We start from the raw sequence: 12,945 nt of genomic DNA, 5'->3' as shown, positions 1-12,945 counted from the left end.
TGCGCGGTCAGCGCGAGGGAGCGAGCGCCTTCCAGAAGGCGTAGTGGTGGTCGGCCGCGAAGTCGGTCCGCCCGATGCCACCGGACGCGAGTCGCTGCACGTACGGGTCGCGTTCCGTGAACGGCTTCCACGCGGGCAGACCGCCCCCGCCCGTCCGGCCCGTGGCGGCGAACTGCGCCCAATAGGCGGTCACCGTCTCCGACAGTCCGGTTTGCGCGGCGTCGAGCGGCTCGAAGAGGTCGTTCTCGAACAGGTAGGCCAGGTCGATCATGTGGCCGGTGCCGAGCGGGAAGCTCGCCGGTCGCGGCACGTTCCTGAAGTACGGCGCCTCGGCCTCGGCGAAGTCGTAGGCGTGGACGCGGGTGTGGCGGGCCAGCGCGCGCTGGGTGTCGAGGGCCGCGGTCGACCACTCCGAGTCGGTCAGCACGGCCGACAGCGCCGCCCCGGGGGCCGGGTGGTCCGAGACGGGGTACTCCGCCAGGACCGCGCGAGCGTCCTTCCCGAACCGCTCGGTGATCTTCTCGGCGTACGCCTCCGGGGTCAGCGGCGTCCCGGTCATGATCTCGTCGAGCCCGGCCAGTCCGCTCATCTCGTCGTGGGTGGAGCCGTGCAGCACCGGCACCCGGGCGAACCGGCCGGCGGCGATCGCGCGTGCCGGGGCCTCGGGCAGAACCGTGCCGTCCACCACGGGCCGGTAGCCGTCGTGACCGGACGCCGACGCGTCGATGAGCTCCGAGGTGGACCTGCGGCGCAGGCAGGAGTCGACGGTGCGCGGATCGTCGCAGCCCGCGGCTTCGGCGACGGCGCGGCCGTTGGCCTCCGCCTGCTCCCGGGTGAACGAGCCGTCCGGGCCGACGCACCCCGCGCTCTGCACGATCGCCTTGTCGAAGAGTCCGCGCGCGCCGGGTGACACGAGCTGGGCGCAGACGCTGTAGCCGCCGCCCGACTGCCCCATGATCGTGACGTTACGGGGGTCGCCGCCGAAGGCCCCGGCGTTGCGCTTGACCCACTTCAGCGCGGCCTGCTGGTCCAGGAGGCCGAGGTTGGCGGGTGCGCGCAGGCCGGGCGCGGTGAGGAAACCGAGCGCGCCGAGCCGGTAGTTGACCGTCACGACCACGGCCCCCTGCCGCGCGGTGGCCAGCGCGGCCGCACGGTAGGTGGCCCCGTCGCCGTAGGTGAAGCTGCCGCCGTGGATCCAGACGATGACCGGCAGCCGTCCCGTCGTCCGCCCGGCCGGGGTCGTGACGTTGAGGTGGAGGCAGTCCTCGTCGCCGCCGCCCTCGATCGAGATGGGCTGGTCGGCCGGCTGCGCGCAGGCGCTCCTCGGGGCCCGGGCGTCCAGCGGCGACGACCACGGACGCACCGGCCGCGGCTCCTTCCACCGGCGCTCCCCGGTCGGCGGAGCCGCGTAGGGGATGCCCTGGAACGTACGCACGGCACCGGCGGCCACGCCCTGGACCGGGCCTTCCGCCGTCGTCACCCGCGTGGGCAGGGCCCCCCGGTCACCGGGTTGCGCAGGGGCGGGGCCGGCCGCGACCAGGGTGACGGCCAGCGCGGCGGAAACAGTGGCCGTCGTGAGGGCGGCGAGGCGGGACATGTCGATGGTCATCCGGGCTCCCGGGGTCGGTGCGGTCTTCGACGCTCGGAACCGTATTCAGGATTTGGGCATCTGCGCAAGACGTTCGCCTGAATCATTTGCCTTAAGCATTTGCCTGATGCGTTCGTCTGGCGCGTACGTGCAGGACGTTGCTAGGGTCCGCTCCATGGGAAACCGGGAGAAGCTGCTGGAGGCCGCGCGGGAGTGCCTCTTCGCCAAGGGCTACGAGCGCACGACCGTCCGCGACCTGGCCTCGGCGGCGGGCGTCAGCATGGCCGCGATCGGCTATCACTTCGGTTCGAAGGAGGCGCTGCTCAACCAGGCGCTCTTCGAGGCACTCGACTCGGGGGAGCAAGCCTTCGGGCCGTCGTCCGGCGACGGCACCGGCCTCGACGCCCTCTGGAGCCGTCTGATCGAGGCCTTCTCCGTCAACAGGACGTTCTGGCTCGCCAATCTGGAGACCGTCCTGCGGGCTCAACGCGACCCGGAGCTGCGGGAGCAGGTGGCCGCCGGACTGCGGCAGGGGCGCAGCGGGATGGCGCGCGAGGTCACCGGGACCGCCGAGGAGGAGCTCTCCGAGGAGACGGTCCGCACCGTCGGATCGGTGCAACTCGCCCTCGTCAGCGGTCTGATGATGCAGCACCTCACCGACCCGGAGTCCGCGCCCACCGCCGACGAGGTGCTGGCCGGACTGCGAGCGCTGGCCACCGCCCTGCCGAAGGAGGAGTGACGTCCGGCCGCACGGCCGGTCGAAGCGCTGCGTTCAAACAGCGGTTGCGTTCAACAGCCGTTGCGTTCACACAGGCGAAGCGCTCAAACAGGCGCACCCACGCGCACACATCCGGTCAGAATCCAGCCAGGGCTTATGGATTTTTGGCCGACGGCAGGTCTTCAGCCGACCCGCCCGGCACGCCGATGGACAGGACACCGATCCGTCGAGGAGGTCCGCCGTGGGCGACGTTCTGCTGGCCCTGTCCATCCCCGTGCTCGTCTTCGGCGGCGGCATCTACGCCGCCTGCGACTGCTGGTGGCGCCGCAGGCATCCGGCGCCGCCGTCCCCGTACACCCATCGGGCGGCCCGGCTGGCGGAGCAGGAGATGCTGCTCCTGGCCGAGGAGATCGTCAACGACGCGCACGCCGCGCTCAGCTCTCTTTACGACGCCCCGGCCGCTCCGGCCGCTCCGGCCGTTCCGGGTCCCGCCGATACGCCCGCCGCGCCGCCCACCAAGCTCAGCCCCCGGCCCTCCCGCCCGGCGTCCACCCCGGATCGCGCCCCGTCACCGCCAGCAGCCGTTCAAAAGCCGTAGCGCTCTCCGGCACCGGGAACGGCTCGCCGAACACCTTCATCTCGCGCGCCTGCGGGGCCATCGCCGCCAGCCCCGGGCCCACCTCGTCCAGCACGCTCCGCTCTGGCACGAAGTCCCCGCCCGTCGACCGCGCCAGGTCCCAGGCGTGCACGGTCAGATCGCCGAGCACCATGAGCCCCACCGTCCGGGCCGGCAGCCCCATCTGCCCCGTCGTGCCCTCCTCGACGCCCGGCACGCTCCACGCCTTCACCAGCCGGGCCGTCTCGTCGCCGAACCTGGCCCGCCAGTCGCCGTCCGCCACGAAGTCCGGCTCCCGGGTGAAGTCCACGTCCTCGCGGGCCGCGAGGGCCTGGAAGTTCACGACCACCAGGAACAGATGGTTCAGCAGCGCCCGTACGTCGTACGCGGCGCAGGGCGTGGGGCCGCCCAGTTGCCCGTCGTCGATCCCCCGCACCACGGGCAGGGCCCGGTCCGCGGCCGTCTCCAGCAGTTCACCGATCGTCTGAGTCATGCCCCCACCCTGCATCGGTCGCCCGGCCCGCGTCTTGAAGAAACACGACAGGCGTCCTGAGCCCTCACTAAAATCGTGGTCATGGCCGCCGGACCGCGCCGCGACACCCGGGGCATCGTCGACGCCCCGGACCTCTTCGCGCACGTCCGCTTCCGTCGCCGCGAGCCCGCCGCCGCACTGCGCCCGTATCTGGAGCACTACTGGCTGATCGACTGGGACCTCGCCGAGCCGTACGCCGCCCACGTCGTCCCGCACCCGTCGGTGAACCTGGTCTTCCAGCGGTACGAGGCCGGGGACAGCCCCCGGGAGCGGTCCGGGTACGCCGAGGTGGCGGGCGTGGACCCCGGGCTCTTCACCCGGAAACTGGCCGGGCGCGGCCGGGTCTGCGGGGTGCAGTTCCGGCCCGGCGGCTTCCGGCCGTTCGCCCCCGGTCGCCCGGTCTCCGCCTGGACCGGGCTGCGGACGGATGCCGCCGAGGCGCTGCGGCCACCGCCGCCCGTCGACGCGGTCCTCGGCCCGGACGACGAGGACGCGCGGGTCGCGGCGCTGGACGCCTGCCTGCTGGCGCTGGAGCCGCGCCCCGATCCCCGGGCGGCCCTCGCGATGGCCGCCGTCGACCGGGTGCGTACGGACCGTACGGTACGAAGGGCCGACGGGCTCGCCAGGGACACCGGCCTCTCCGCCCGCTCGCTGCAACGGCTGTTCTCGGCGTACGTCGGCGTCGGCCCCAAGTGGGTCATCCTCCGCTACCGCATCCACGAGGCGCTGGAGGCCGCCGAGTCCGGCCCGGCGGTCGACTGGGCGCGGCTCGCCGCCGACCTCGGCTACAGCGACCAGGCCCATCTGGTGCGGGACTTCACCGCGACGGTGGGCGTACCCCCGACGGCGTTCGCACCGCGCTGAACCGGCGAGGACGCGCACCCGCGCGCCCCGCCACATACCTGGCAGGCCGTCCCGTCCCGGTGGCATCCTGACCGGGTGAACGGACCCGAGATCACCCTCGAAGTAGCCCCTGAGCTGCGGCTCTTCGTCCCGCACGACCGCCGCGGCGGGCCCACGCCGCTCGTCACCGACGGCGCATCGACCCTCGGCCATGTCATCGAGTCCCTCGGCGTCCCGCTCACCGAGGCCGGAACGCTGCTGGTGAACGGCGCCCCGGTGGCCCGCTCGCATGTCCCGGGCCCCGGCGAACACGTCGACGTACGCGCCGTGGAACGCCCCCAGCGGGTCCCCGGCGCACCCCTGCGTTTCCTCCTCGACGTCCATCTCGGCACGCTGGCCCGCCGGCTGCGGCTCCTGGGCGTCGACGCCGCGTACGAGAGCGAGGACATCGGCGACCCCGCCCTGGCCGCCCTCTCCGCGCGCGAGCGGCGCGTCCTGCTCTCCCGGGACCGCGGGCTGCTGCGCCGCCGCGAGATCTGGGCGGGGGCGTACGTCTACAGCGACCGCCCCAAGGAGCAGCTGCGCGACGTCCTCGGCCGCTTCGCTCCGGTCCTGGACCCGTGGTCCCGCTGCACCGCGTGCAACGGGGTCCTGGCCGGGGCCGCCAAGGACTCCGTGAGCGGGCTGCTGGAGCACGGCACGCAGGAGGCGTACGACGTGTTCGCCCAGTGCACGGAGTGCTCCCGGGTGTACTGGCGCGGCGCCCACCACGGCCACCTGGAGACGATCGTGTCCGAGGCGGTCCGCGAGTTCGGCGGCACCCCGGCGTAGTGGCACGCACCGTGTGCGCCGGACGGGTGCGCCGGGCGGGTGCGCCCGCGCACGGGTCGCTCCGCGACGCCTGCCTATCCTTGGCCCGTACCCGATCAGCAGTCCACATCAGCAGTACGCACCAGCAGCCCGAGGAGAGATTCGCCATGGCCGCCACCCCCATCGCCGTCGTCACCGGCGCGAGCAGCGGCATCGGCGCCGCGACCGCCCGTACGCTGGCCGCCGAAGGCTTCCGGGTCGTGCTGACCGCCCGCCGCAAGGACCGCATCGAGGCGCTGGCGGCCGAGCTGACCGAGGCGGGCCACCAGGCGACGGCGTACGCGCTGGACGTCACCGACCGGGCGGCGGTCGACGAGTTCGCCACCGCGTTCCGCTCCCTCGCCGTCCTCGTCAACAACGCGGGCGGGGCGCTCGGGGCCGACCCGGTGGCGACCGGCGACCCCGCCGACTGGCGTCAGATGTACGAGACGAACGTGATCGGCACGCTCAACGTCACCCAGGCCCTGCTGCCCGCCCTCACCGCGAGCGGCGACGGCACCATTGTGATCCTCTCCTCGACCGCGGCGCTCTCCTCGTACGAGGGCGGCGGCGGTTACGTCGCGGCCAAGCACGGCGAGCACGTCCTGGCCGAGACCCTGCGCCTGGAGATCGTCGGCACCCCGGTCCGCGTCATCGAGGTGGCCCCCGGCATGGTCAGGACCGAGGAGTTCGCCACCACGCGCTTCCGCGGCGACACCGAGAAGGCGGCCAAGGTCTACGCGGGCGTCGACGCCCCGCTGACCGCCGAGGACGTGGCCGACACGATCGGCTGGGCCGTCACCCGGCCCAGCCACGTCAACATCGACCTCCTGGTGGTCCGCCCGCGCGCCCAGGCCTCCAACACGAAGGTCCACCGCACGCTCTGACCCTACGTCACCTCTCCGCAGGCGCCGCCGCGACGAGCACGGGGTGGTCGTGCGGGGTGATCGTGCAGCGCGCCCCCGGGGTCAGCGCGGTCGCCTCCCAGCTGGGCAGGTCCGCCTTGCACTCCGCCCCGCCGTCCGTGGTGAGATGCAGCCGGGTGGTGGGCCCGAGGAAGGTCGCCACCCGTACGGTCGCCGGGGTGCCCGCCCCGTCGTCGGCGGCGCCCACCGCCAGCCCCTCCGGGCGCAGCAGTACGTCGACCTCGGCGCCGGCGGCGGGCCGCTCGCCGTGGATGGGCAGCCGCCGCCCGAACAGCTCGACGACCCCGCCGTCCCGGACGGTGCCCGGCAGCCGGTTCATGGTGCCGACGAACTCGGCGACGAACGGCGTGGCCGGGCGGTCGTACAACTCCCCCGGCGCGGCGCACTGTTCGAGCCGCCCGTCCTTCATCACGGCGACGCGGTCCGCCATCGACAGCGCCTCCTCCTGGTCATGGGTGACGAACACCGTGGTGATGCCCAGGTCCAGTTGGATGCGCCGGATCTCCTCGCGCAGGCTGAGCCGCACCTTCGCGTCCAGGGCGGAGAGCGGCTCGTCCAGGAGCAGCACCCTGGGGCGGATCGCCAGGGCGCGAGCGAGGGCGACGCGCTGCTGCTGGCCGCCGGAGAGCTGGTGCGGGTAGTGGCCGTCGCGACCGGGCAGGCCGACCAGCTCCAGCAACTCCCCTGCCCGCGCCCTGCGTTCGGCGGCGGCCCGGCCCCGTACCCGCAGGCCGTACGCGATGTTCTCGGCGGCCGTCATGTTCGGGAACAGGCTGTACGACTGGAAGACCATGCCGATGTCCCGCCGGTTGGCAGGGACGGAGGTGACGTCCTCGCCGTCCATCAGCAGTTCGCCGCCGTCGGCCGTCTCGAAGCCCGCGACGATACGCAGCGCGGTGGTCTTGCCGCAGCCGGACGGGCCGAGCAGGGCGACCATCTCGCCCGCGGCGATGTCCAGGTCGAGGCCGTCGAGCGCGACCGTGGAGCCGAACTTCCGGCGCAGTTGCTTGAGATGCACGGGGACGGTCATGACACGGTCTTCCTTCGGTTGTCGCGGTCCTCGCGGCCGGATTCCAGGGGCGTACGGCGGCGACGGCCGCCCGCCAGGGTGGTGAGCAGGAGCAGCAGCCCCCAGGTGATCAGCAGGCTCAGCATCGCGGCCGCCACCGAGAGCTGCGCCTCGGAGTCCTTGATCTCCACCATCCAGACGGAGAACGGGCGGTAGGAGAGCACGGAGGCGACGGTGTACTCGCCGAGCACCATGGCCAGGCTGAGGACCGCGCCGCCCACCACGGCGGTCCGCAGGTTCGGCACGATCACCTGCCACAGGGTCTGGAGCCGGGACGCGCCCAGGCTGCGGGCGGCCTCGACGAGGATGCGCAGATCGACGGCGCGCAGCCCGGCGTCCAGCGAGCGGTACAGGAACGGCAGGGACATGACCGTGTAGACGAGCACGAGGACCAGCGGGAAGTTCTCGTCCCGCAGCATCTGGAAGGTCATGTAGAGGGGCGTGTCGGCCAGGTCCTGTTCCCAGGACAGCACCGTCGTGACGCCCGCGACCAGCGCGATCGGCGGGACGACCAGCGGCATCATGCACAGGATCTCGACGGTCCGGCGCAGCCCCGGCAGATAGAGCGCGACCGCGACCAGGGTCGGCACCATCAGCAGCAGCCCGCAGACGATGGTGGCGAGCCCCAGGCGCACCGAGAGCATCAGGCTGGTGGTCAGCCCCTCGGTGCCGAGCCCCTGGGTGTACGCGTCGAAGCTGATGCCCTCGACCTCGTTGACGCTGAACCAGATGGAGGCGCCGACGGGGACCAGGAAATACAGCGCGGCCAGCGGCAGGACGACGGCCCGCGAGGTGAACTTCATCCGAGCCATCGGGCACTCCTGCGCTGCAACGGGATCTGTACGGCCATCACGAGCAGCGCGATCACGACCATGTTGAGGCTCATCGCGAGGGCCAGGTTCTCCTGGCCCACCAGGACGTTGCCGTTGAGGGCGTTGGCGATCTGGATGGTGATCAGCGGCTGCGAGGAGCCGACCATCACGGCGGCGGTGGCGTGCGAGGCGAACGCCGTACCGAACATCAGCACCGCCCCGCCGAGCAGCGACGGCGTCAGCACCGGGATGCCGACGTGGCGCCAGTACTGCCGGCGGGTCGCCCCGCAGGACGCGGCGGCCTCCTGCCACTGGGAGCGCAGCCCGTCGAGCGCGGGCAGCACGGTCACCACCATCAGCGGCACCATGAAGTAGAGGTAGGCCAGCACCAGGCCGGTGAAGCTGTAGAGGCTGAAGCCGGTCCGGTCCAGGTGGAACAGCTGGGTGACCGTGCCGGTCGTACCGAGCGTCGCGATGAACGCGAAGGCGAGCGGCGCACCGGAGAAGTTGGCGAGGACCCCGCTCGCGGAGACGACGATCCCGCGCAGCGCGGGCCGCGGCGAGCTGACGACGGCCTGGGCGATCAGGGTGCCGATGACGGTCGCCAACACGGCGGTGAACAGGGAGAGTTCGACGCTCCCGGTCAGCCCGGTGGCGTACGCCCCGGAGAGCGAACCACTGACGTTCTCGGTGGAGAAACGGCTCGCGCCGCTCTCCGGGTCCAGGACGGTGAACGCCCCGTACACCATGGTCCCGGCGGGCAGCCCGAAGCACACCGCGAGAAACGCGAAGAACGGGACGACGACGGGCCATCGGTGGCGCCGCGCGCCGCGTCGGCCGGGGGCGCCGCCGCGGACGTCCGGGGCGGGAGGCACGGGGGCGGCCGCGCCCGCCACGGGCACGGGGCCCGTGACGGGGGCGGGAAGTGCGGTCCGGTCGGGCATGGTCAGCTGACCGCCTTGCCCCAGCCCTGGACGACGGTCTCCTTGGCCTTCGCCTCCTGCTCCGCGGTCGGCTCCTGCGGAGTGCCGTGGACCTCGGGGATCCGGGCGACGGCGGCCTTGTCGGCGGTGCCGTTCTTCTTCATCGTCTCCAGGAGCGCCGGGCGCGAGAAGCCCTTGAGCCAGATGTTCTGGCCCTCGGGGCTGTAGATGAACTCCAGCCACAGGCGGGCGGCCGCCGGGTGCGGGGCGTACTTGTTGACGCCCTGGTTGTAGTAGCGCGAGTACAGGCCGTCGGCGGGCACCGCGACCTGCCAGTCGACGCCCTTGGGCGCGAGCTTCTCGCCGTACCCCAGGTTGAGGTAGTCCCAGTCGATCGAGATCGGCGTCTCGCCCTGCTGGATGGTGGCGAGCGTGGACTTCGCGGGAACGAAGTTGCCCTTCTTCTTCAGCGCCTGGAAGAAGTCGAGCCCGGGCTGCGCGTCGTCCAGCGAGCCGCCGTTCGCCAGCGAGGCCGCGACGACCGCGGCCAGCGCCGAACTGGACTCGGTCGGGTCGCCGTTGAGCGCGACCTTGTTGCGGTACTCGGGCTTGAGGAGGTCCTTGAACGTCTCCGGGCAGTTCTTCACGGCCTTGGCGTCGCAGCCGATGGATATGTAGCCGCCGTAGTTGTTCATGAAGGAGGCGTCCGGCTGCTTCTGCGCGTCCGGGATGCCGTCCCAGCCCTCGACCCGGTACGGCGCGAGCAGATTCCGCTTCTTGGCCTCCTGCATGTACGAGGTGCCGAGGTCCAGCGCGTCCACGGCCCGGTCCTGGCCCTTGCGCTTGGCCGCCGCGTTGAGCGCGCCCTGGCTGCTGCCGCCCGGGTCCTCGTTGTTGACCTCGATCGCGTACTTCTTCTCGAACGCCGCGATCATCTCACCGTAGTTGGCCCAGTCCGGCGCGAGGGCGTAGACGTTGAGCCTGCCCTCCTTCTCCGCCGCCGCGACGAGCTTCTCCATACCGCCGAGGGCCGCGGCCGACTCCGCCTTCGCCGCCTTGCTGTTCCGCCCGCCGGCGTTGTCGGGGGCGGAGCCACAGCCGGTGGCCACCAGGGCGGTGAGGCCGACGAGGGCCGCGGCGGTCAGGACGCGGCGGGGATGGTGTGCCTTCACGATGCGTACTCCTGGGTCTGCGGCGAGCCACCTGTATGGACAAGCCATCGTCAGTAAGCGAGCCGAAGCTAGCAGCCGGGTGACCGGCAGGTAAAGCTTTATGGAGATAAAAAGTGCAGGTCAGAAGCGTTATGGAGACGTAGGTTTACGAAGCCGGGAAACCGGTTAGACGCAGGGTTCGCACTTCGCGGGCGAGCATGGATTGCGCGCACCAGGAAGATGTGCCGAAGAGCTGGCGGATGACATGATCGTCCTGGCCGTACGCCGCCCCGAAGTCGCATGACGCCCCATTGACGCCCCCGAGGAGAGACGTGACCCGACGGCACCAGCAGATCGCCGAGGAGCTGCGCCGCGCCATCGCCGACGGCACGTACCCCGTGGGCTCCGAGCTGCCGTCCGAGTCCGAACTCGCCCTGACCCACGGGGTGTCCAGGGGCACCCTCCGGCAGGCCTTCGGCACACTCCAGTCCGAGGGCCTGATCGGCTCCCGCCAGGGCGCCCGCCGCACGGTCCTGTCCACGACCCCCAGCCAGAGCTTCACCGAGCTGCGCAGCTTCGCCCAGTGGGCCAGGGCGGGCGACCGCACCCCCGGTGGTCTGGTGCTCCGCTCCCGCTACGCGAAGGCGACGGAGGCCCAGGCCGCCCAGCTCCACCTCACCCCCGGCGACCCGGTCCTGCACATCCTGCGGGTCCGCACCCTGGACGGCGAACCGGCGCTCCTGGAACGCACGGTGTACGCCGGGTGGGTCGCGGCGGCCGTCGAACTCCTCCCCGACGACTGCGAGTCGGTCACCCAGAGCCTCTACGAGACGGCCGGCGTGGTCATGAGCCACGGCGAACACCACCTGGACGCGGTCGCCGCGGGCACCACGGACGCCCGGGAGCTGGGCGTACGACGCGGAGCGCCGCTGCTGAGGGTGCGCCGCACGACGACGACGTCCGAGGGCCGCCCGGTCGAGACGTCGGACGACCGCTACCGCCCGGGCGCGGTGGTCTTCACCGTACGCAACTCGGTCCAGGCGAACCCACTGGTGCGCACGGCGGCGGACTGAGGACCGGACGGCGCGCACCGCCCCGAACGACGGGGCCCGCCCCCGCAGCCGACTCCACCCCACCCCAGGAACGCCGACTCCACCCCACCCCAGGAACAGCGAGCCCGCATGCCCCCGAACCCCCTCCCCCTCCCTCTCCCTCGCCCGGCGGCCCTGCTGTGCGACATGGACGGCACCCTCGTCGACACCGAGCACGCCTGGCTGGACACGGTCGCCGGCTTCCTGCGGACGCAGGGCTCCCCGGCAGGGGCGGGCACCCTCGCCCCGTTCGCGGGCGCCGCGCTGGCCGACGCGGCCGACCGCCTCGTACGCGACGGCCTCACCGCGCTGTCCCCGGCGGAGACGGCGGCCCGGCTGGACCGGGAGTTCACGGCGCGGGTGGCGGCGGGGGTGGCCGTCCAGCCGGGCGCCCTCCGGCTCCTGGACCGGGCGCGCGCCCTGGGCGTACCGACGGCCCTGGTGACCGCGTCCGAGCGGCACGTGGCCGACCTGGTGCTGGACACCCTGGGCCGGCACCGCTTCGACACATCGGTCGCCTCGGGCGAGACGGAGCGCGGAAAGCCGCACCCGGACCCGTACCTGGCCGCGGCGGCGGCGCTCGGGGTGGCAGCACCCGACTGCCTGGCGGTCGAGGACACCCCCACCGGCGCGACCGCCGCCCTGGCCGCGGGATGCCGCCTGCTCGCGGTCCCATCGGTACCGGGCATCGAACCGGGCCCGCGCACGGTCCTGGTGGCTTCCTTGACGGAGGCGGACCTGACGGAGGCGGGGTAATCACTCGTGCGGGTGATCGGCCCTGCTCGCCCGCCCGGCCCTCGCACACGCTGCCTAGGCTCGGTCGCGCCAGAACACAGCGCGGCCCCCGGTCAGGATTGCCGTCCCGACCGAGAGCCTCACCATCAGGAAGTAGGGCTTCCCGTGGCTGAGCACGACACTAGCGCGCCCCCACTCTTCGAACTCGGAGACGTCTCACCCGCCCCACCGGCGGCTCCGGCGTTCATGGATCTCCAACGCCCCGACTACGCCTACATGTTCGGATTCCTCCAGGCCGACGGCCACCTCGCCCAGGGGACCGGGCACAAGGGCCGCCTGACGGTGGAGATCAGCGTCCGCGACATCGCCGTACTGCGCGCGTTCCAGCGCCTGACTCCGTACAACAGCAGCATCACCGAACGCGTGCGGGCCACGAACTTCTCCAAGGAGCACCACTCGGCGATCTGGACCCTCTGCAACCGGGAAGCCAGGGCAACGATCAACGGTCTGGGCCTTCCCTACGGCCGGAAGTCGAGGAAGATCACCCCGCCCCGGGTGGAGTTCTCCCGCCGCGACTACCTCCGGGGCGTCATCGACGCCGACGGCTCGGTCGGGCATACCGGACAAGGCCTTCCCTTCGTCTCGCTGACCACCGCGAGCGCCGCTGTCGGCGCCTACCTCTGCCGGTACGCCAAGGCGGTGACGGGATCCGCCCGGCAGATCGGACGCAATGCGCGTGACGGGATCTACAACGTGGTCTACACGAAGGAGGCGGCGGTTCAGCTGGCCGGGCATCTCTACTACCCGGGCTGCCTGTCCCTGGCCCGCAAGCGGACGGCGGCCACGGCTCTGGCGTCCTGGGAACGACCGGCGGACATGCCCGTCCGCTCGCCCGGACGACGCTGGAAGCCGTGGGAGGACCGCGCTCTGCTGGCCCATGACGACGCCGGTTCGGCGGCCGCCGAACTGGGCCGCAGCGAAGCCTCCTGCTCCGTACGGCTGTGGCGGCTGAAGACCGGAAAGGTACGACGACCCGAGGACGGTCCCGCAGGCACGTAAGCGGTCCGCCGGGCCGTGAGGGGCCCGCCGCTG

At 72.4% G+C, this 12,945-nt stretch carries 14 protein-coding genes; 8 read left to right on the top strand and 6 right to left on the bottom strand.

The features are described from left to right. Positions 1-7: 7 nt before the first annotated feature. The gene (locus A3Q37_RS21135) at positions 8-1,609 is read right to left on the bottom strand and encodes a carboxylesterase/lipase family protein (protein ID WP_079137905.1); all 1,602 of its coding nucleotides are present in this window, start codon (positions 1,607-1,609) and stop codon (positions 8-10) included. A gap of 154 nt (positions 1,610-1,763) precedes the next feature. Here A3Q37_RS21135 and A3Q37_RS21130 point away from each other — a divergent pair, with 154 nt between their 5' ends. After that, entirely contained in the window at positions 1,764-2,327 is a 564-nt protein-coding gene (locus A3Q37_RS21130) for a TetR/AcrR family transcriptional regulator (protein ID WP_065487016.1), read from the top strand. 220 nt (positions 2,328-2,547) lie between these two features. After that, positions 2,548-2,904, top strand: a complete 357-nt coding sequence (locus A3Q37_RS21125; RefSeq protein ID WP_065487011.1) for a hypothetical protein — start codon at positions 2,548-2,550, stop codon at positions 2,902-2,904. Here the strand turns inward: A3Q37_RS21125 and A3Q37_RS21120 are convergent. After that, positions 2,828-3,415 carry a TIGR03086 family metal-binding protein gene (locus A3Q37_RS21120; protein WP_065487009.1) on the bottom strand — a complete coding sequence of 196 codons (588 nt, stop codon included), beginning with the start codon at positions 3,413-3,415 and terminating at the stop codon, positions 2,828-2,830. The genes A3Q37_RS21125 and A3Q37_RS21120 overlap by 77 nt on opposite strands. An 81-nt stretch (positions 3,416-3,496) precedes the next feature. On the opposite strand from A3Q37_RS21120, the gene A3Q37_RS21115 reads away from it, so the two are divergent. From A3Q37_RS21115 to A3Q37_RS21105, 3 genes are all read left to right on the top strand, one after another. Next, complete coding sequence (locus A3Q37_RS21115) at positions 3,497-4,318, top strand: helix-turn-helix domain-containing protein (RefSeq protein WP_065487395.1); 822 nt, start codon at positions 3,497-3,499, stop codon at positions 4,316-4,318. Positions 4,319-4,393: 75 nt separating this feature from the next. After that, on the top strand, positions 4,394-5,128 hold the full coding sequence (locus A3Q37_RS21110; RefSeq protein ID WP_065487007.1) for a Mut7-C RNAse domain-containing protein: 735 nt from the start codon (positions 4,394-4,396) through the stop codon (positions 5,126-5,128). Positions 5,129-5,274: 146 nt separating this feature from the next. Continuing rightward, positions 5,275-6,033 carry an SDR family NAD(P)-dependent oxidoreductase gene (locus A3Q37_RS21105; protein ID WP_006125430.1) on the top strand — a complete coding sequence of 253 codons (759 nt, stop codon included), beginning with the start codon at positions 5,275-5,277 and terminating at the stop codon, positions 6,031-6,033. Positions 6,034-6,040: 7 nt separating this feature from the next. Here the strand turns inward: A3Q37_RS21105 and A3Q37_RS21100 are convergent, their stop codons facing one another. The 4 genes from A3Q37_RS21100 to A3Q37_RS21085 are packed head-to-tail and all read right to left on the bottom strand — an operon-like array spanning position 6,041 to position 10,048. Beyond that, positions 6,041-7,102 carry an ABC transporter ATP-binding protein gene (locus A3Q37_RS21100; RefSeq protein WP_065487005.1) on the bottom strand — a complete coding sequence of 354 codons (1,062 nt, stop codon included), beginning with the start codon at positions 7,100-7,102 and terminating at the stop codon, positions 6,041-6,043. Beyond that, positions 7,099-7,953 (bottom strand): ABC transporter permease, encoded by an 855-nt coding sequence (locus A3Q37_RS21095; RefSeq protein ID WP_065487004.1) that lies wholly within the window; start codon positions 7,951-7,953, stop codon positions 7,099-7,101. Before A3Q37_RS21095 ends, A3Q37_RS21100 begins: the two co-directional genes overlap by 4 nt. Then, positions 7,941-8,897: an ABC transporter permease subunit gene (locus A3Q37_RS21090; protein ID WP_176711474.1), complete on the bottom strand. Its 957-nt coding sequence runs from the start codon at positions 8,895-8,897 to the stop codon at positions 7,941-7,943. Before A3Q37_RS21090 ends, A3Q37_RS21095 begins: the two co-directional genes overlap by 13 nt. 2 nt (positions 8,898-8,899) lie before the next feature. Next, positions 8,900-10,048, bottom strand: coding sequence for an extracellular solute-binding protein (locus tag A3Q37_RS21085; RefSeq protein WP_065487000.1), 1,149 nt, complete (start codon positions 10,046-10,048; stop codon positions 8,900-8,902). Positions 10,049-10,359: 311 nt separating this feature from the next. Between A3Q37_RS21085 and A3Q37_RS21080 the strand changes: the two genes are divergently transcribed. The 3 genes from A3Q37_RS21080 (at position 10,360) to A3Q37_RS21070 (ending at position 12,912) form a co-directional block, all read left to right on the top strand. Beyond that, the gene (locus A3Q37_RS21080; protein ID WP_065486995.1) at positions 10,360-11,100 is read left to right on the top strand and encodes a GntR family transcriptional regulator; all 741 of its coding nucleotides are present in this window, start codon (positions 10,360-10,362) and stop codon (positions 11,098-11,100) included. A 108-nt stretch (positions 11,101-11,208) separates the two neighbouring features. Then, a complete protein-coding gene (locus tag A3Q37_RS21075) occupies positions 11,209-11,874 on the top strand; it encodes an HAD family phosphatase (RefSeq protein ID WP_065486993.1) in 666 nt (221 codons plus the stop codon). Positions 11,875-12,018: 144 nt separating this feature from the next. Further along, positions 12,019-12,912, top strand: a complete 894-nt coding sequence (locus A3Q37_RS21070; RefSeq protein WP_065486990.1) for a hypothetical protein — start codon at positions 12,019-12,021, stop codon at positions 12,910-12,912. Positions 12,913-12,945: the final 33 nt, after the last annotated feature.

The organism is Streptomyces sp. PTY087I2, assembly GCF_001687325.1.
In the GTDB taxonomy this organism is placed as follows: Bacteria; Actinomycetota; Actinomycetes; order Streptomycetales; family Streptomycetaceae; genus Streptomyces.
The sequence above is the reverse complement of the archived record's forward strand: the minus strand, read 5'-3'. Positions and strand labels throughout refer to the sequence as shown.

What these genes read in the sequence shown, in the direction of transcription:
- A3Q37_RS21115 (WP_065487395.1), top strand. Translation starts at nt 3,497, where the DNA reads ATGGCCGCCGGACCGCGCCGCGACACCCGGGGCATCGTCGACGCCCCG.
- A3Q37_RS21090 (WP_176711474.1), bottom strand. Translation starts at nt 8,897, where the DNA reads ATGCCCGACCGGACCGCACTTCCCGCCCCCGTCACGGGCCCCGTGCCC.
- A3Q37_RS21130 (WP_065487016.1), top strand. Translation starts at nt 1,764, where the DNA reads ATGGGAAACCGGGAGAAGCTGCTGGAGGCCGCGCGGGAGTGCCTCTTC.
- A3Q37_RS21120 (WP_065487009.1), bottom strand. Translation starts at nt 3,415, where the DNA reads ATGACTCAGACGATCGGTGAACTGCTGGAGACGGCCGCGGACCGGGCC.
- A3Q37_RS21095 (WP_065487004.1), bottom strand. Translation starts at nt 7,953, where the DNA reads ATGGCTCGGATGAAGTTCACCTCGCGGGCCGTCGTCCTGCCGCTGGCC.
- A3Q37_RS21105 (WP_006125430.1), top strand. Translation starts at nt 5,275, where the DNA reads ATGGCCGCCACCCCCATCGCCGTCGTCACCGGCGCGAGCAGCGGCATC.
- A3Q37_RS21100 (WP_065487005.1), bottom strand. Translation starts at nt 7,102, where the DNA reads ATGACCGTCCCCGTGCATCTCAAGCAACTGCGCCGGAAGTTCGGCTCC.
- A3Q37_RS21075 (WP_065486993.1), top strand. Translation starts at nt 11,209, where the DNA reads ATGCCCCCGAACCCCCTCCCCCTCCCTCTCCCTCGCCCGGCGGCCCTG.
- A3Q37_RS21135 (WP_079137905.1), bottom strand. Translation starts at nt 1,609, where the DNA reads ATGACCATCGACATGTCCCGCCTCGCCGCCCTCACGACGGCCACTGTT.